The sequence below is a fragment of the Streptococcus sanguinis SK49 genome (assembly GCF_000212815.1).
GTDB lineage: Bacteria > Bacillota > Bacilli > Lactobacillales > Streptococcaceae > Streptococcus > Streptococcus sanguinis_C.
Genome location: NZ_GL890986.1, coordinates 188,270 through 205,658 on the forward strand (window position 1 = coordinate 188,270; position 17,389 = coordinate 205,658).

Sequence of the window (17,389 nt, forward strand, 5' to 3'; positions counted from 1 at the left end):
TAAAATTTTTTGTATTTTGCGAAGGGAGGATAGTGATTTATGTTTTCAATATTAGGTGCAGTATTATTTGGAATTATAGCAATTATGACAGTTCTTGTTGCTTGCGGTCTGCCTTTGGGCGAATATACAATGGGTGGACAACATAAAATCTTACCTAAGAAATTTAGACTTGCGGCAGTCATTTCGGTAGCTATTCAAATTTTTGCCATGATCATTATTTTGCAAGCCGGAGGTTTTATTCCCTTGTGGCTGTCTTTTAAGGTTACTAAATATATTTGTTTCTTCTTTGCCGCTTACCTATCCTTGAATACGATTATGAACATGATTTCAAAAAGTAAGAAAGAAAAATATGTTATGACTCCGATTTCACTTATAGCCGGAATATGTTTTTGGATAACAGCATTTCAGATGTAGCATGTGAAATGAAGATCATCTACAGTGCGCCAAATTGGAATTTGTAGAGGTGAGAAAAATGTAATGGCAACATATTCAACTTAAATCGAAATAGTATAAAATTACGAGGAGATTATAAGATGAACAATTATATAAAATTAAATGAAGATAGATGGAATAATGTAAAAAATGACTATACTGAGCCATTGACACATGAAGAATTAGAAGAAGTTAGAAAACATCCAATTTCTGTTGCATTAACTGTCGGGAAAAAAGTTCCAAAAGAATGGTTTGAAAAAGCAAACGGAAAAAAGATATTAGGTTTAGCTTGTGGTGGTGGACAGCAGGGACCAGTTTTTGCTATAAAGGGTTATGATGTAACCATAATGGATTTTTCTAAATCACAATTACAAAGAGATGAGTTGGTTGCTAAAAGAGAAGGCTTGAAATCAATACAGTTCAAGGCGATATGACAAAACCATTTCCATTTGAAAATGAAACTTTTGATATTATTTTTAATCCGGTTTCAAATGCATATATAGAAGATTTAGAAAACATGTATAAAGAAGCCTCTCGAGTATTGAAAAAAGGTGGACTGTTAATGGTCGGATTTATGAACCCTTGGATATACATGTATGATACTGACATTGTATGGGACAAACCTGATGAGGAATTACTTTTAAAGTTTTCAATACCTTTTAATTCAAAAGAGCTTGAAGAGGAAGGCAAGATATCCATAAATCCAGAATATGGATATGAATTTAGCCATACCTTAGAAACTCAGATTAGAGGACAACTCAAAAATGGTCTAGCTATGATAGATTTTTATGAATCGTGTGACAAAAGACATAGATTATCACGTTATGGAAATGACTATATAGCTACACTCTGCATTAAACTATAATATTATAGAACATGCTTCAGGAGAATAGCCCATTTTATTTTCCTTAAGGGTTAAAATCTAAAAATCCCAGTTTGTCTAATTGAATAAAAGAATTTTTTAAAACAGTAAATCACAAAGGTTTACTGTTTTTTTGCTCATTTTGAGAAATCATAACCACCCGTGAAAACGAGTGGCTTGTACACCGGCTATAAGCCGTTTCCCTCTAGCGACGTCTAAAGACGTTCGCTGAACTTCTTTTAGGTTAATGCTATGATTACTTGACTAATGCCCGTAAAAACAGGCTTTTATCTTATTCTAAAACTGCCATCTGAGAACGGTTTGACACTTAACTTATCAAAGACAAGGTCATTTTTTCCAAATCACGTATATTAGAAACTATCTTTTCATTTAGGCCAACGATATTCACATAGTCCCCTCTCCCCCAAAACTTTCGATTGTCATAATATAACCCCTCTTGTTTTTCAATCTGAACAGGAGGGGTTGTTTTGAATGGAAATGAATAAGACTTAGTTTTGTGTTATTATCATTTTCATCACTTCATTTTAATCGTAATCAGCATACCTCCACCAAGCTATTGTTGCGATAAGACCCAGAATACTTACCCCAAATAAACTGACAATGCTCCCAAAATTCAATAGTGCTTTTCCTGCAATACCACTTGCGAGTGCAGGAATCGCCCATGGAATGTATTTCCCAAAGTTAAGAGCAGAACCAAGCTGAGAAAAAATAATAGTAAAAATGATAAATGCCAATGGAGACAAATATCCCCGGCCTAAACAAGCAAAAAAGGCCACTGGAGTAGAGAGTACGATCGTAAGAGTAGTACAAAAAACAAAAGTAAGTATACCTTTGAAAATCACCGTTAAGCTCCCACCCTCAAGTCCAATCAGATTGCCAGCTAATAATCCTAATAAAAGAGCAAAAATTGATAGAATATAGCTCCATAGAGCGATAACGATAAACTTGGATAATACGATTATATCTCTTTTCATCGGGAGCGCTAATAGGTCTATCATCGTTTTATCAGAATATTCTCTACCAAAAACCCAAGATGCTGTAAATCCAAAAATGAGCAATCCCCCAACAGAAATGACTTGTGATATGGTCATTAAGTATGACGACCAATCTGTTATCCTCATCATTTCCATTTTTGCAGAAATCAAACCAAGATTTTTGAAATTCTCTGGATATTTCATCATAGTTGCAAACAAGCCAACAATAAAAGGAACTAAACAGATAGAACAAGCAGTTACGATGGAAAGTTTTGATTTTATTAACTTTCTCCATTCAATTAAAATACAGGAACTAAGCTTTTTCATTCGAAACACCTCCATTATAGTCATTCAGTATTCTTAAAAAATAATGCTCCAAATCTTCTTTTTCAACAGCCAGCGATTTGGGTGGATAACCTGTATGAACCAGCAATGTAGCAATTTTTTCCGGATATTCCACAGATTTTCTATCAGTTAATTCCAAGAAATTGATATTATTTTCTGTGTCTGATTGAATGTTTGCATGATAGCCATGGTTAGATAATACTTCTTTCATGGCCTTATTATTAGATCCACTTACTAGTAACCTCTTTTCTAAGTACTGCTCTAATTCATTGCTTTCAACTTCCCTTATAAGTCTGCCCTCATGTACAATAACTATCCTAGTAGCAATTTTAGATATTTCTTCCAGATTATGACTTGAAATAAGAACAGTTGTGCCTAGATTATTCGCCAATTCCTTTAATAGTTCTCTCACTTCAATAACTCCAAAAGGGTCTAATCCATTTGTTGGCTCATCAAGAATTAGAATTTTGGGTTTATGAATAATCGCTTTTGCAATTCCTAAACGCGCAACATTTCCTAAAGAAAGATACTTCTCCTGTTTATGTTCATATTGCTTTAGTTTTAATTTTTCAATTACCCAGTCAATATTATCTTTATTAACCCCTCTTAATTTACCAACGATTTCTAAATTTTCTCTCACCGTTAAATCCGGATAAGAATAAGGCGTCTCAATAATATAACCTATTTCGTTTCGAAGTTCTAAATTACTCAGATCTAACTTTTTTCCTTGGACATAACATTCTCCTGATGTAGATTTTATCAATCCTAGCATCATTCTCATCGTCGTGGTTTTCCCTGCACCATTCAGTCCTAAAAAACCTACTATTTCACCAGGTTTTATTGAAAGATTCAAGTTGTCGACAACATTTTTTGTTCCATATCTTTTAGAAAGCTTTGCGGTTCTAATTGCTTCTTTCACCATTACCTATCCTCCTTAGTAATTTGTTCCACAACTCCTTGTATAACTAACTTCAATGCGATATCAAATTGTTCTTCACCGATTTCCTCAATGTGTAGAATAGTCATAGCAATCGTTCTAAATAAAGCAGAGACGATTTCTACCGATACATTTTCTCTAATGTTGATTCGAGATACAATTTCTTTAACCATCCTATCGTCTATCAGATGATGATTTGTTATCGCCTCTTTCGGCAATTTTCTTATGAGTAATTCCATTTCATGATTTTTAAATATGGTATACATAAATGAATAGCGAAAATCTTGATAAAAATCATAAAGTAACTCTACCAGACGATTTGTATCTATCTTGGTTTCCATACCTAATTGTTCTGTCAGGCGATTCATAACATCTATTTGATATTCTTCTAAGACCATAAAAAATAACATTTCTTTTGAGGAATAAAAATTATAAAAAGAACCTTTGGAAATATCTACCATTGCTGCCATTTGGTCAACTGTGGTTTTCTTAACCCCATATCTTTGAAGACATTCCTTTGCAACTTTATGTAATTTCTTTCTAATAACTTCTTTTTCTTCGCTAGTAAAAGCAGTAGCCATAACTTCCTCCTAAAAACTCTGTGACGTTTTTTGGTTTTACAGTCATAGCTTATCATATAAACTAAAAAATGTCAAAGTCTTATATCTTCTATGTAAGAAAATATAAGATTTTAAATTTACACACACCTTAATTCTCTTCATTTAGACCTAATTATTCGATTTTAACGATTTAAAAAATAAGGATACAGTACTGAAAGCTCCTATTATCTATCTGGCTTTTCTCTCTGTATCCTTATTATATCTCAAGTTCCTTCTCTCAATTTCTCAATCATGACCAAGAAAGGCGGATTGTTAATCTGATTGATGGTCTTGTAGAGGGCAACGGTGAAGTCCTGCTGAGGCAGCTGACTAACGAAGTCTAATACCGCATCTTTTTCAACTTCGCCACCTTCATGCCCATAGTAAATCATGATCGCTGCACGGCCGCCCTTTTCTAAGCCTTGACAGACTTTTTTCAAAGCTTCCAGCGTCGTATCAGGCCGGGTAATAACAGACTTGTCCGCCGAAGGCAGGTAGCCAAGATTAAAAATTGCGGCCTTGAAATGGTCTGTATATTGGTCCATAGTTTCATGACCAGCCAAGATTAGCTGAGCATTGTCCAAGTCTGCTTCTGCCAAGCGCTGGCGGGTCTTTTCCACAGCCTGCTCCTGAATGTCAAAAGCATAGACCTGCTTGGCCAACTTAGCCAGAAAGAGGGTGTCATGTCCGTTGCCCATAGTAGCATCCACCACGATATCTTCCTTGGTCACCACTTCTGCCAAAAAGGCATGGGCCATCTGTAAGGGTCTTAACATACGAATCTCTGCTCCTTTGCTTTACAGCCTTGCTTGCTGCCACGACGACGCATTTCTGCCTCGATGGCATTGAGAACTTCCCATTTATTGAGGCTCCACATAGGGCCAATCAACATATCTCGCGGAGCATCGCCTGTGATACGATGGATGACGATATGCTCAGGGATAATCTCCAGTTGGTCGCAGATGATGGAGACATACTCATCCTGACTGAGCAGCTGCAACCGCCCCTCATGATAATCCCGCTGCATGCGGGTATTAGTCATCAAGTGAAGCAAGTGAAGTTTAATTCCCTGAATGTCATTGTCTGTCACACAGCGACGGACATTCTCCAGCATCATCTCATGGGTTTCGCCCGGCAGACCATTGATCAAGTGAGAGACAATCTCCGCCTTGGGAGCCAGCTTACGAACTCGCTGGACCGTCTCCACATAGAGCTCATAAGAATGGGCACGATTGATGAGGTCCGAGGTCTCCTCATAGGTAGTCTGAAGGCCCAGCTCTACAGTCACATGCATACGCTCAGACAGGTCAGCCAAGTAGGCAATGGTCTCATCAGGCAAACAGTCCGGTCGAGTCCCGATATTGAGTCCAACGACACCTGGCTCGTTAATGGCTTGTTCATAGCGCTCACGAATCACTTCAAGCTTCTCATGAGTATTAGTGAAGTTCTGAAAATAGACCAGATACTTGCGAACATCTGGCCACTTGCGGTGCATGAAGTCAATTTCCTTGAAAAACTGCTCGCGAATGGGCGCATCCGGCGCCACAATGGCATCGCCCGAGCCTGAAACGGTACAGAAGGTACAGCCTCCATGCGCTACCGTACCATCCCGATTGGGACAGTCAAAGCCCGCATCAATAGGCACCTTAAAAGTTTTTTCACCAAAAAGTTTTCGATAATAATCATTCAAAGCATTGTAAGATTTCATACCTTTCATTCTACCACAAAAAAGAGTTTAGAAACAAAAATTCCCTCTTTCACAAAGAAAGAAGGAAATCACCGATTCCACAAATAGACTTTCAAATCCACACAGCCATTGGCCTTAAAGTCCACTCCCTCTGCCCAAAGCAAGTGTTTCTGGTCTTCCCAGCCTGGTGCGAGGCGTCCTGCCGCATTGACTACCCGATGGCAAGGATGCTTGCCGCCATAAAGCTCAGACTGACTGAGAATCTTTCCCACCAAGCGAGCGTTTTTAGGCCGCCCAATCAAACGGGCAATCTGGCCATAGGTCACCACGCGCCCAGAGGGAATGCTATCTACTAATGCCAAAACAGCATCGATGAGTTCTTGATTTGAATTGGACATGCTAGCCTCCTAATCTAGTTTGCTCCTATCTTAAAGAAAGAGACTTTCTTTGTCAAGACAAAAAGGCTGGCAAAGCCAACCTTCCTCATCTCTATTTATTTCTGTTTTCCCTTGAAACGCCACTGAAAGCGTAGCTTGTCATAAAAGGGAAATTCGATATTAAGAATGGCAAATCCCATCAAAGCTCCTCCGATTACATCTGTCGGATAGTGCACTCCCAGATAGACTCTGGAGGCCATAACAGTGAAAATATAGAGTAGGAGCAAAGCTTGTACCAAACGCTTAATATGCTGGTTCTGAACCCGTTGCTGGACAATGATAATCAAGGTCCCAAGAACAATGGCTGTCGCCATGGAATGCCCGCTCGGGAAAGAATAACCTCCTTCTTCAACCAGATGTGTGATAGAGGGCCTGCTTCTTTGGTAAACAAATTTGATCAACTTGATTAAAATTCCATGTAAGACCAAATTTCCTGCTAGTAAAGCGGCTTCTAATTTCCATTTTTTATACAGGAAAAAAAGGACAAGAGCTGAAACCCAGATGATAATCCCCATCGGATCAATCACACTGGTTACAAGTTTGAAAAAAGTTGTCAAAGCTACAGGTAAATCTCCCCGCAACCAGGTCTGAATGGGGTTATCAAAATGAGTCAGCTGGTCAGGATAAAACTTGACCATATAACCGAGTATAACGAAAAGTAAAAGGGCAAAAGTGCCCTTTGTTAGATAAGATTGTTTATTTTTCATAGCGTTTTAGAACGGGCTGCAAGAGTGTGTAAATTAGCCAAAAGACGACAGCCCAGATCACTCCTTCTAAGATGTTAAAAGGGACAATCATAGTCAGCAGATACTTGGATATCCCATATGTTTTATAAATATCAAAACCAGCAAATCTCGCAAAGAGAGGAATTGCATAAATGACATTTAAAACGATCATAGTGACAGTTAGACCAAGTGTTGCTACCAGAGAAGCCTTCACATAGTCAGACAAGTTTTTCCTTTTTTTCCATAAGAGTGCAAAAGCAGAAACAAAAACAGTTACCGCCAATATATTCATGGGGAGACCAATAAGAGTGCCTATACCATGATTATTCAAAGCTAGCTTTAAGGCCGAGCGAATCAAGAGTACAGCCATTGAGCTTTTGAAATCCAAGACCACCAAAGCCAGTAAAATCGGAATAATTGAAAAATCCAACTTTAAGAACTCGGTTATCAAAGGAATCTCATAAAGCATGAGTAGAAATGAAAGTGCAGATAAAACTGCTACAATCGCCAATTTACGAGTATTTGTCATCACAGGTTCCTCCAATTTATAAAAATTAGAGAAGCTGGAAAGGCTACCGAAAAAAGCTTGTCAGCTAATGATTATTTAGTATAAGGCTCAGCCCTTAAATAAAGATTAAATGGCAAAATAAATTCAATGCCCTTCGTCTTCTCCCATCCAGACTATACTGTCGGTTGTGGAATTTCACCACATCAGCTTGCGCTCGCGGACTTGATTTGGCATTGAAAAAAACATTTCCAGTCCAAAAATTACCGCCGGTCGGGAATCTCACCCTGCCCTGAAGACATCATTATCATAACAAAAAAAGCCTGCCAGAGCAAGCAATTTGATTGATGTAATTAAGATTGTTTCAACAATAGTATTCTATCTATTAGGAAAATTTACTGCTTAGATACATTCATTCCGCTACTTCAGCTTATCCGCTTCATACTCATGTACCAAATCTAAGCCAGCAAAATTCTGCTGGCGCAGGGCTTCATAGACAATCATGCAAACTGTATTTGAAACATTGAGGCTGCGGACATGCTGGTCATTCATGGGAATACGCAGGGCCTTTTCTGGATGACGACGCATAAATTCCTCTGGCAATCCCTTGTCCTCACGACCAAACATAAAATAGTGCGAACCTTTTGCAGCAAAATTTTCCTCAGAATAGACCTTCTCCGCAAACTTAGAAATCAGATAAAGGTGGCCATCCATCTGCTCCATAAAATCGTCTAAACTCTCATAATAGGTGATGTCCAGCTTATCCCAATAGTCCAGCCCCGCCCGCTTCATCTTGCGATCATCAATGGGAAAGCCCATGGGCTTGATGATGTGAAGCGGCGAATTAGTCGCGGCGCAAGTACGGGCAATATTGCCGGTATTCTGCGGAATCTGAGGCTCAAAAAGAACGATATGATTTTTCATAATAAGAATATTTTTCCTAGTATTTTTCTTTAGATAAAAAAATAGCCACACTGCCCGGAGTCAAGCTCAGCAAACAGCGTGGTTAAGGCTTCATTAACTTACATCACAACAGGTTTGAGGTAAACCAATGAAGGTACTCATTTAGTATAACACTTTCAGCCTACAAGTCAATAAAAAATGCTCAAAAAGTTGTACTTTTTTTAAAAAATATCACAGGAAGATACCATTTTGGTAAAAAATATTCGGAATTCTATAAATAAGCAAGCTATTCTGTATTTTATAGATGAAATTTAAATGAAAAAAGAGTATGATAGATACATACTTTGGAGGAATCTAAACTTATGAAAATTATTGTTGTCGGCGGCGGGAAGGTCGGAACGGCCCTCTGTCGCTCCTTAGTGGCTGAAAAACATGATGTTATCTTGATTGAGCAGGATGAGGCTGTTCTCAACCAGATTACCAAGCGCTATGACATTATTGGTATTGCTGGCAATGGAGCTAACTTCAAAATCTTAGAACAAGCGGATGTTAGTCACTGTGACATCTTCATCTCTATGACTGAGCATGATGAAGTCAACATGGTCTCAGCTGTTCTGGCCAAACGTATGGGGGCTAAGGAAACCGTCGTTCGGGTGCGTAATCCTGAATATTCCAACCCTTACTTTAAGGAGAAGAACATCCTAGGCTTCTCGCTGGTGGTCAATCCTGAGCTCCTAACTGCTCGCTACATCGCTAATATCATTGACTTCCCTAACGCCCTGTCAGTAGAGCACTTTGCCAATGGCCGAGTGGCACTGATGGAGTTCAAACTCAAGGAAGACAGCAATCTCTGCCAGATGAGTATTTCCCAATTCCGCAAGAAATTTGGAAATATCATCGTCTGTGCCATTGAGAGAAAAGGGCACTTGGAGATCCCTGACGGTGACTTCACTCTGGATGCCGGCGACAAGATTTATGTCACAGGTAACCGTCTGGACATCGTTCAATTCCACAATATGGTACGTCCTAGAGTGGTTAAGAGCCTGATGATTATCGGGGCTGGCAAGATCGCTTATTACCTGCTCAATATTCTCAAGAATAGTAAAATCGAGCTCAAAGTCATTGAATCTAACCATGAACGGGCAACCTTTTTCAGTCAGGAATTTCCTGATCTCTATGTCGTCCATGGAGATGGTACTGCCAAGGATATCCTACTGGAGGAACGCGCCAATAACTTTGATGCCATCGCTACCCTGACTGGTGTAGATGAAGAAAATATCATTACTTCCATGTTTCTTAATAATCTGGGTGTACAGAAAAACATCACCAAGGTCAACCGGACTAGTTTGTTGGAAATCATTGATAACCAAGACTTTGCCAGCATCGTGACACCTAAAGGTATTGCAGTTGATACAGTTATGCACTTTATCCGAGGTCGCTACAATGCTCAGTTCTCTAACCTAGAAGCTCTGCACCATGTAGCCAACGGCCAAATCGAGACCCTGCAGTTCCAAATCAAGGAAGAAAATAAGATGACTGGTATTCCTCTATCTCAGCTTCATCTGAAGAAAGATGTCCTGATTGCGGCCATTATCCGCCAAGGTAAAGCTATCTTCCCTACAGGCGATGACAATCTGCAAGTTGGAGATAAAATTGTCGTGACCACTCTGCTGCAAAACATCACGCAGATTTACGATCTGTTAGCGAGGTAGACCCATGAATAGATCTATGATTCGCTACCTGCTGGCAAAATTACTGCTGATTGAGGCGGCTCTGCTGATTGTACCCATTATCGTCGCTCTAATCTACGGTGAGCCTTTAAAAGTCTTTCTCTCTATCGGGGCGACCATGGCTATCCTGCTAGTTTTAGGTGGCATAGGCTCTTATTTCAAGCCCAAGGACCTGCATATCTATGCGAAGGAAGGGGTACTGATTGTAGCCCTTTGCTGGATTCTCTGGTCCTTCTTCGGAGCCCTGCCCTTTGTCTTCTCTGGTCAGATACCAGACATCATCGATGCTTTCTTTGAGGTCAGCTCCGGCTTTACAACCACGGGAGCGACTATCCTCAACGATGTCGGCGTTCTCTCTCATTCTCTGCTCTTCTGGCGCAGTTTTACTCACTTAATCGGAGGAATGGGAGTACTGGTCTTTGCCCTAGCTATTATGGACAATGCTAAAAATGGTCACTTGGAGGTCATGAAAGCAGAAGTTCCGGGTCCAGTCTTTGGCAAGGTTGTGTCCAAGCTCAAGAGTACGGCCCAGATCCTCTATATCATCTATCTGGCTCTCTTTGCTATCTTTGCTCTGCTTTATTTCCTAGCGGGTATGCCTCTCTTTGACAGCCTTGTGATTGCCATGGGAACAGCTGGTACAGGAGGATTCACCGTATACAATGACGGTATCGCCCACTACAACAGCTCACTGATTACTTATCTGGTCAGCTTTGGGGTCTTGGCTTTTGGGGTCAACTTCAACCTCTATTATTATCTGCTGATTCGCAAGTTTAAGGCCTGCTTTGGTGATGAAGAGCTTAGGGGCTATCTCTGGATTGTCTTTCTTTCCACTGCCTTGATTGCCTTTAATGTCTTCCATCTCTACCAAGGCTTTGCTAAGAGCGTGGAGATTTCCTTCTTCCAGGTCTCCAATATCATCACAACGACTGGATTCGGCTATGGTGATACGGTCAAGTGGCCCCTCTTTTCTCAGGTCATCCTACTCCTGCTCATGTGTATCGGGGGCTCGGCTGGATCAACCGCTGGGGGATTCAAGGTTATTCGGGGGATTATCATTTCCCGCATTGCAAAAAATCAAATCCTCTCTACCCTATCACCCAATCGGGTCCTAACCATGCATGTTAATGGTGCTGTCTTAGATAAGGATACCCAGCACAAGGTCCTCAAATATTTAGCAACCTATGTTTTGATCGTGCTGGCGCTGGTTTTCATCGTCAGCCTGGATAACAACAATCTCATGACAGTTGTCAGTGGTGTTCTATCCTGCTTCAACAATATCGGTCCTATGATTGGGACGACGGATACTTTTTCTATCTTCAGTCCTTTTTCTAAGCTATTGCTGTCCTTTGCCATGATTGGCGGACGTTTGGAAATTTACCCAATTCTCCTGCTCTTCTTGCCTAAGACTTGGTCTAGAAGGTAGGAAACACTCTGAAATTATAGATAAAAAAAGTCACACTAGCTAAATAGCTAGTGTGACTTTTTGCTTGTAGCGTTTCTTTTCAGACTGAAATGGTCTGGTACAGGATCCTCTCCTGACTGAGACCAAGGATGACAGCGGAGAATTCGCGCCAAACCCATCAAAACTCCCTTAGCACCATGCCTCTGGATAGCCTCTATCATGTAGTTAGAGCAGGTGGGCCGAAAGCGGCAAGATGGAGGAAAAGCGGGCGATATGAAGCGCTGATAAAAGCGGACAGGAGCAATAAGCAGTTTCTTTATCATTTCTTGGTCTTGGTTACAGCCAGTGTATGTAGCTGGCTGACTTCTTTTTTACTGAGCTTACGATACTCACCAGGCTTGATGTCCGTCAGGTCCAAATGACCAAAGCGAGTCCGTGAAAGCTTATCCACTTGCAGTCCGACAGCTTGGAACATCTTCTTAACCTGATGGTTACGGCCTTCATGGATGGTCAGCTGAACGACCGAGCGATTTTTCGCCGGATCAACCTTAATAATCTCATAAACTGCTGGCTTGGTTTTGCGCCCCTCGATTTCAATACCTCGAGTCAGAGGACGAAGAACTTCTTTATTAGCCAATCCTTTGACACGCGCCACATAGACCTTGTCAATCTCATTTCGGGGATGAATCATCTCGTCGGTAAAGTCTCCGTCATTGGTCAGAATGAGAATGCCAGAAGTATCCCAGTCCAAACGACCGACCGGATAAATCCGCTCCTTGACCTGAGGCAAAAGATCCACGACCGTCTTACGTCCCTTCTCATCACTGACAGAGGAAATGACCCCGCGCGGCTTATTGAGGAGATAATAAACCTTCTCCTCATTGTAGATAGGTTGGTCTTCTACTTCCACACGGTCGCCAGACTTGACGTTCGTCGCCAGCTCTCGCACCACTTGGCCGTTTATACTGACCTTCCCCTGCCTAATTAGCTCTTCTGCTTTTCGACGGCTGGCTATCCCAGCATGAGCGATGTATTTATTGATTCTCATCGATATCTGTCCTTTCAATAAAGAGCTGGCTTTCTTCAGCAACTAGCTCCGTTTCTTCGACAATCGGCAGCTCATCTAAGTGATTGATCCCCATATAGTCTAAGAAATAATCCGTTGTCACATAGAGATTTGGCCGGCCAATGACTTCCTTTTTGCCATCCTCTCGAACCAGTTCAAAAGCCAAGAGCTTGGCCAAAGCACCGCTGGAATTAACCCCGCGGATGTCATCTATTTCTACCCTTGTAATCGGCTGCTTATAGGCAATGATAGACAAGGTCTCCAGTGCTGCCCGCGACAAACTTTGATTGATTGGCGCCCGTGAATAGGCCCGCAGAATCTCAGCAAACTCTGGCTTTGTGACCAGCTTATATGTCTTTGAGGTTTCCAGCAGGGTCAGGCTAGAGTCTGGATTGGCTTCATATTGCTCAGCCAACTTCTCCAAACTCTGAATAACCCCGGTCGGCGGCAAAGAAAGGATTTCTGCCAACTGATGAACCTTGAGTCCATCTTCTCCCGCCACAAAAAGCAGGGCTTCAATCTCTGCTAACTTACTCATTTCCTCTTCCTACTAAATAAATATTTCCAAAATTTTCTTCCTGAATGACTTGCACTTCCTGCACCTTGACCAATTCCAATGTCGCCAGAAAGAGAGTGATAACTTCATTCATGTCCTTGGTCTCTGCAAAAATCTCCTGCAGAACCAGACGGCTCTTACCAGCACAACGCTGACGCACCACTTCCATCATGTCCTCAATCTTGTACTCGTCTCGCACAATGGTTGTATGGCTCTTAGAAAACTCCTCTTGCTTCTTGGCGATAACCTTAGAAAAAGCCAAGAAAAGATCAATCGTTGACTTGTCATGCAGGAGCTCAGCATCCTCGTAAACCAGCTCTAGCTTAGGCTTAGAATAATAAAGCGCTCGGTCATCATGCTGGAGCGACATTTTCTCACCTAAGAGCTTGAACCTGCGGTATTCCTCAATCTGGCTCAAGAGGTCTTGCTCCAAATCATCTTCCAGCTCAGCATTATCCGCCACCTTAGGCAGGAGCTTGCGGCTCTTAATCAGCATGAGCTGGCTTGCCATGACCATATACTCGCCCGTCACTTCCAGCTTCATGGCCTGCAAGGTGGCCACATAAGCCAGATACTGCTCGATGACCTCCGTAATGGGCACATCATAAATATCCACCTGGTACTTAGATACGAGGTGGAGCAGCAGGTCAAGCGGGCCTTCAAAATCTTTTAGTTTGATATCCATTTTTATCTGTATTTTTCTAGTGTAATCATGGTTTTCAAGCCCAAATCTTGGGCAATATCATAGAGACCAATCCCCTTCTCACGCTGGCGCAAAATAAACTGCTCACGCAAGCTTTGGGCAGATAGACTGGCTTGTCCCTGCTCAATCAAGAAGGCCTCTAGCTGACGGAAGCCCCATTGACGAGAATAGGATTTGCCGTTTTTCTCAAATAAATACGTCCCCGTCAGATAGTCTTCTAACTCACCCGTCAAGCTCTCAGGAATCTTGATGACCCGCTTCTGACCGGCCTTTTCAATCTTCAAAACCTGAAAGTCAAGATTGACATCTGCCACTCTGACCTGCAGAATCTCACTGGGCAGCAAGCCCATTTCCAAAATAAGAAGAGCCATCAGACGCCCCCTGGGAACGCTTGATTCCTGCCAAAAAGCAGACAGGTCTAATAGTTCATTTTCCTGCTCCTTCGATATGGAGACCTTGGGCAGGACCAAGCGGTGAAACTCCTCAATGAGCTGCTGCTGATAAAGGAAGTAGAGAAATTGATTGACTGCTGAGAGCTTCCGCTTCTGAACAGCTGCCTTAAAATCCTTGATAGAGGCCTGATAAATCCGCAGATTGGTCTCGGTAATCCGACCATGCACTTCCTCGATAAACTGCTCCAAATCATAAGAATAGGCAATTTTAGAATTTTCTGAGATGTCTTTTTGATTTAAAAACGGTCTAATGTATTCTTTCATTTTTTGCGAATTTCGTACTTTTTACTAAAGCCGTGCAACAAAGAATTGACAGCTTTCAAAATGGACTTTCTAGTAATAATTCCGTAAAAATGTTGATCCTCGCCTACAACCGGCAGGAATGACTCGTCGACCAGCTTATGAAGCACATCTGATACAGTATAATCTGGCCCAACTGTCAAGTCGTCCATTTTGGTCATGTGGACGATGTCTGTCATCATGAATTCCTCTTCTGGCAAATCATGACGCATGCGATAGGACATGATGTCTGTCAGGGAAATCGTGCCAACAAACTTTTTATCTGCTGTCACGACTGGTACACGTGAGTAGGTCATCTGGCTCAATAGTAGGATAGCATGATCCACATTATGGGTGTCAACCATAACCGCCAGATTTTCCCCAGGCGTCAAAAAAGTTTCTTCATGTTGCAGCAGATAGTCTTCAAATTCCTTAGCAATCATCGGCTAAACTCCTTGGACAAGCTTGGAAAAAGTTCATGATTTCGCGTATAGTAATCAACTTTAAAGCGGTCATCATCAATCTCTACCTTAGCGTAGAGGCGTTCGTTGATCAGGCCACGTGGCTGGCTGATGGAGCCCGGATTCAGAAAGAGCGTTTTGCCTTCCATTCGAGCATCTGGGATATGCAGGTGACCATAAAGGCAGATGTCTGCATTAATCTCTTGCGCCCACAAATCCAGCTTTTGAAAAGAAAAGTTAATATGGAAGAGATGCCCGTGGGTCTGGGCAATAATGGTCCCCGCCAAATCCGTCACCAAGCGTTCTGGATAGCCGTCGTAAAAGTCCATATTGCCTGCCACAACCTGAATCCCTTGCCATACCTCATCATCAGAAGGAAGCTCAGAGTCTCCGTTATGGAAAATCGCATCTACCTTCCCAATATAATGATTCCTAATTTCTTCTACAATAGCACGGTCGCCATGAGAATCACTCATGACTATAATGGTTTGCTTTGCCATGCTGGAAATACCTCCACTAATTTCTTAACTGCCTGAGCCCGATGGGATTGCGCATTTTTTTCTTCCATCGTCAGCTCAGCAGACGTTTTTCCTGTTTCTCCCACTAAGAACAAGGGATCATAGCCAAAGCCATTTTCCCCTTTTGGCTCATGGGCAATGTAGCCCGGCCAATCCGCTTCAACTACCAGAGACTCCCTATCAGGACTAGCCACCACAAGGGTCGTATGAAAATGGGCCGAGCGGTCCTTGACATCAAAAACCATAGCCAACTCATGCAGGAGCTTGATGTTGTTTTCATCGTCTGTCGCGCCTACTCCAGCGAAGCGAGCCGACCAGACTCCAGGCAAGCCGCCTAAAACATCGACCTGCAGACCTGAGTCGTCAGCTAGCACCATTTTACCGGTCAGCTTACTGATTGTCTCTGCCTTGAGCCGTGCATTTTCCTCAAAGGTGGTTCCGGTCTCTTCTACTTCTGGCAAGTCAGGATAATCATTGAGATTTTCAACCTTGTAGCCCAGCTTATCAAAGAGTTTGCGAAACTCTGCTGTCTTTCCTTCGTTGCGAGTCGCAATCAAGATGGTATCTCCGACAGCCATCTCGGTCTCCTGCCCCTGACCAAAAAAGTCGGTCATCTTAACTCCATCCTTAGACAGGAAGAAGACCTTGCGCAGCAAGTCCTTTTCTGTAATCAGAATAGCCCCCTTATGACTGGTCGCCTTAAAATCCCGCTTCTGGCGGTCGTTAATCATATTGAGGACAAACTGGATATAGGACATGGGCGAGCCATATTTGACCACAACTGAGGTAAAGGCGTTGTATTCCTCATCCAAATCCCGCTCAATCAGCTCGCTCAACTCAGCATCAATATGCTCCAAGAGCCTGTATGGGATATCGTTGAAATGATAGCCGGCCTTGCGAAAGCGGGTCCATTCTCCAATATACCAATTGTTCTCGTCAATGTATTCATAAATTTTATTTGTCATAAGCTTACATGCTCCACATTCACTTTCAGGCCCAGCCAGCTTTCTGCAATCTCCGAAAAGCTCTTGGCATTGGCAGTTGTGTAAAATTGGTGATTGAGCTCCTGTTTTTCCCGACTGCGGTTGATTTCAAAGTAATTGAGCAGTACAGAAATATCCCGTACGCACTCTGCCCCGCTGTCAATCAGCTTCACATTTGGTCCCATCCTATTTTGAATAATAGGCCGGAGCAAGGGATAGTGGGTACAGCCCAAGACAAGGGTATCTACCCGACCAGCTAAAGGCTGCAGGGTTTCATAGACAACTTTTTTAGTAAGACTGGAATGAAGTTCATTGGACTCTACCAAAGGTACAAACTTAGGGCAGGCCAAGCTTTCCACCTGCATCTCCGGCGAGAGCGCTTCAATCTTCTGACGATAGATATCAGAAGAAACTGTCATTGGCGTTCCAATAACACCGATGCGGCCGCTGGCAGTTGACTTAATAGCTGCACTAGCCCCTGGCAGAATCACGCCCAGTACGGGAATATCCAGCTTTTCCTTCACTTCTTCCCAGACAACAGCAGTCGCTGTATTGCAGGCAATGACAATCATCTTAACATCCTTGGTCAGGAGGAAGTTGACCAATTGCCAGGTATAAGCGCGAATCTGCTCAGCAGGCCTTGGACCGTAAGGAGCCCGCGCCGAATCTCCGATATAAATGACCTCTTCGTGGGGGAGCTGCCGCATGAGCTCACGGACTACAGTCAAACCGCCCACTCCTGAGTCTAAAAAACCGATTGGTCGATTATCCATAAGGTCTTCTTTCTAAAACAAGGGACTGGAAGCCGA

21 protein-coding genes, 1 pseudogene and 1 riboswitch are annotated in these 17,389 nt (G+C 42.2%); of the genes and pseudogenes, 4 read left to right on the forward strand and 18 right to left on the reverse strand.

Going from position 1 to position 17,389, the window contains the following annotated elements; all coding sequences use genetic code 11:
• Positions 1–39: 39 nt before the first annotated feature.
• Both HMPREF9380_RS02420 and HMPREF9380_RS0111105 read left to right on the forward strand, forming a co-directional pair.
• Complete coding sequence (locus HMPREF9380_RS02420; RefSeq protein ID WP_004193116.1) at positions 40–414, forward strand: hypothetical protein; 375 nt, start codon at positions 40–42, stop codon at positions 412–414.
• A gap of 119 nt (positions 415–533) precedes the next feature.
• Positions 534–1,297: pseudogene (locus tag HMPREF9380_RS0111105) on the forward strand (class I SAM-dependent methyltransferase).
• 542 nt (positions 1,298–1,839) lie between these two features.
• Here HMPREF9380_RS0111105 and HMPREF9380_RS02415 read toward each other — a convergent pair.
• The 9 genes from HMPREF9380_RS02415 to HMPREF9380_RS02375 form a co-directional block, all read right to left on the reverse strand.
• Positions 1,840–2,616, reverse strand: a complete 777-nt coding sequence (locus HMPREF9380_RS02415; protein ID WP_004193122.1) for an ABC transporter permease — start codon at positions 2,614–2,616, stop codon at positions 1,840–1,842.
• Positions 2,603–3,556 (reverse strand): ABC transporter ATP-binding protein, encoded by a 954-nt coding sequence (locus HMPREF9380_RS02410; protein WP_004193124.1) that lies wholly within the window; start codon positions 3,554–3,556, stop codon positions 2,603–2,605. Before HMPREF9380_RS02410 ends, HMPREF9380_RS02415 begins: the two co-directional genes overlap by 14 nt.
• On the reverse strand, positions 3,556–4,152 hold the full coding sequence (locus tag HMPREF9380_RS02405) for a TetR/AcrR family transcriptional regulator (RefSeq protein WP_004193125.1): 597 nt from the start codon (positions 4,150–4,152) through the stop codon (positions 3,556–3,558). The genes HMPREF9380_RS02410 and HMPREF9380_RS02405 overlap by 1 nt, the downstream gene beginning before the upstream one ends.
• 242 nt (positions 4,153–4,394) lie before the next feature.
• Complete coding sequence (gene mnmM / locus HMPREF9380_RS02400; protein ID WP_004193127.1) at positions 4,395–4,946, reverse strand: tRNA 5-(aminomethyl)-2-thiouridylate-methyltransferase MnmM; 552 nt, start codon at positions 4,944–4,946, stop codon at positions 4,395–4,397.
• A complete protein-coding gene (gene mnmL / locus HMPREF9380_RS02395) occupies positions 4,940–5,887 on the reverse strand; it encodes a tRNA modification radical SAM protein MnmL/YtqA (protein ID WP_004193129.1) in 948 nt (315 codons plus the stop codon). The genes mnmM and mnmL overlap by 7 nt, the downstream gene beginning before the upstream one ends.
• A 59-nt stretch (positions 5,888–5,946) precedes the next feature.
• Positions 5,947–6,255 carry an MGMT family protein gene (locus tag HMPREF9380_RS02390; protein WP_004193131.1) on the reverse strand — a complete coding sequence of 103 codons (309 nt, stop codon included), beginning with the start codon at positions 6,253–6,255 and terminating at the stop codon, positions 5,947–5,949.
• Between the two features lie 95 nt (positions 6,256–6,350).
• The gene (locus HMPREF9380_RS02385) at positions 6,351–7,001 is read right to left on the reverse strand and encodes a phosphatase PAP2 family protein (protein ID WP_004193133.1); all 651 of its coding nucleotides are present in this window, start codon (positions 6,999–7,001) and stop codon (positions 6,351–6,353) included.
• Positions 6,991–7,548, reverse strand: coding sequence for an ECF transporter S component (locus tag HMPREF9380_RS02380; protein WP_004193136.1), 558 nt, complete (start codon positions 7,546–7,548; stop codon positions 6,991–6,993). The genes HMPREF9380_RS02385 and HMPREF9380_RS02380 overlap by 11 nt, the downstream gene beginning before the upstream one ends.
• A gap of 131 nt (positions 7,549–7,679) precedes the next feature.
• Positions 7,680–7,828, reverse strand: a riboswitch (FMN riboswitch).
• 116 nt (positions 7,829–7,944) lie between these two features.
• Entirely contained in the window at positions 7,945–8,448 is a 504-nt protein-coding gene (locus tag HMPREF9380_RS02375; RefSeq protein WP_032907681.1) for a tRNA (cytidine(34)-2'-O)-methyltransferase, read from the reverse strand.
• Between the two features lie 341 nt (positions 8,449–8,789).
• Here HMPREF9380_RS02375 and trkA point away from each other — a divergent pair, with 341 nt between their 5' ends.
• Positions 8,790–10,139 (forward strand): Trk system potassium transporter TrkA, encoded by a 1,350-nt coding sequence (trkA, locus tag HMPREF9380_RS02370; protein ID WP_004193141.1) that lies wholly within the window; start codon positions 8,790–8,792, stop codon positions 10,137–10,139.
• A 4-nt stretch (positions 10,140–10,143) separates the two neighbouring features.
• Positions 10,144–11,583: a TrkH family potassium uptake protein gene (locus HMPREF9380_RS02365; protein WP_002913134.1), complete on the forward strand. Its 1,440-nt coding sequence runs from the start codon at positions 10,144–10,146 to the stop codon at positions 11,581–11,583.
• A 47-nt stretch (positions 11,584–11,630) separates the two neighbouring features.
• Here the strand turns inward: HMPREF9380_RS02365 and yidD are convergent, their stop codons facing one another.
• The 9 genes from yidD to racE are packed head-to-tail and all read right to left on the reverse strand — an operon-like array spanning position 11,631 to position 17,353.
• The gene (gene yidD / locus HMPREF9380_RS11580; protein WP_080560693.1) at positions 11,631–11,885 is read right to left on the reverse strand and encodes a membrane protein insertion efficiency factor YidD; all 255 of its coding nucleotides are present in this window, start codon (positions 11,883–11,885) and stop codon (positions 11,631–11,633) included.
• Positions 11,882–12,610: a pseudouridine synthase gene (locus HMPREF9380_RS02360; RefSeq protein ID WP_004193147.1), complete on the reverse strand. Its 729-nt coding sequence runs from the start codon at positions 12,608–12,610 to the stop codon at positions 11,882–11,884. The genes yidD and HMPREF9380_RS02360 overlap by 4 nt, the downstream gene beginning before the upstream one ends.
• Entirely contained in the window at positions 12,597–13,166 is a 570-nt protein-coding gene (scpB, locus tag HMPREF9380_RS02355) for an SMC-Scp complex subunit ScpB (RefSeq protein ID WP_002894610.1), read from the reverse strand. Before scpB ends, HMPREF9380_RS02360 begins: the two co-directional genes overlap by 14 nt.
• Complete coding sequence (locus HMPREF9380_RS02350; protein ID WP_004193150.1) at positions 13,159–13,869, reverse strand: segregation/condensation protein A; 711 nt, start codon at positions 13,867–13,869, stop codon at positions 13,159–13,161. The genes scpB and HMPREF9380_RS02350 overlap by 8 nt, the downstream gene beginning before the upstream one ends.
• 2 nt (positions 13,870–13,871) lie before the next feature.
• Positions 13,872–14,603: a site-specific tyrosine recombinase XerD gene (xerD, locus tag HMPREF9380_RS02345; protein WP_002905144.1), complete on the reverse strand. Its 732-nt coding sequence runs from the start codon at positions 14,601–14,603 to the stop codon at positions 13,872–13,874.
• Positions 14,600–15,061 (reverse strand): cyclic-di-AMP-binding protein CbpB, encoded by a 462-nt coding sequence (cbpB, locus tag HMPREF9380_RS02340; RefSeq protein ID WP_004193155.1) that lies wholly within the window; start codon positions 15,059–15,061, stop codon positions 14,600–14,602. Before cbpB ends, xerD begins: the two co-directional genes overlap by 4 nt.
• Positions 15,058–15,579 carry a metallophosphoesterase gene (locus HMPREF9380_RS02335; RefSeq protein ID WP_004193162.1) on the reverse strand — a complete coding sequence of 174 codons (522 nt, stop codon included), beginning with the start codon at positions 15,577–15,579 and terminating at the stop codon, positions 15,058–15,060. The genes cbpB and HMPREF9380_RS02335 overlap by 4 nt, the downstream gene beginning before the upstream one ends.
• Positions 15,558–16,562 (reverse strand): nucleoside-triphosphate diphosphatase, encoded by a 1,005-nt coding sequence (locus HMPREF9380_RS02330; RefSeq protein WP_004193164.1) that lies wholly within the window; start codon positions 16,560–16,562, stop codon positions 15,558–15,560. The genes HMPREF9380_RS02335 and HMPREF9380_RS02330 overlap by 22 nt, the downstream gene beginning before the upstream one ends.
• Entirely contained in the window at positions 16,559–17,353 is a 795-nt protein-coding gene (racE, locus tag HMPREF9380_RS02325) for a glutamate racemase (protein WP_002899734.1), read from the reverse strand. Before racE ends, HMPREF9380_RS02330 begins: the two co-directional genes overlap by 4 nt.
• Positions 17,354–17,389 lie beyond the last annotated feature (36 nt).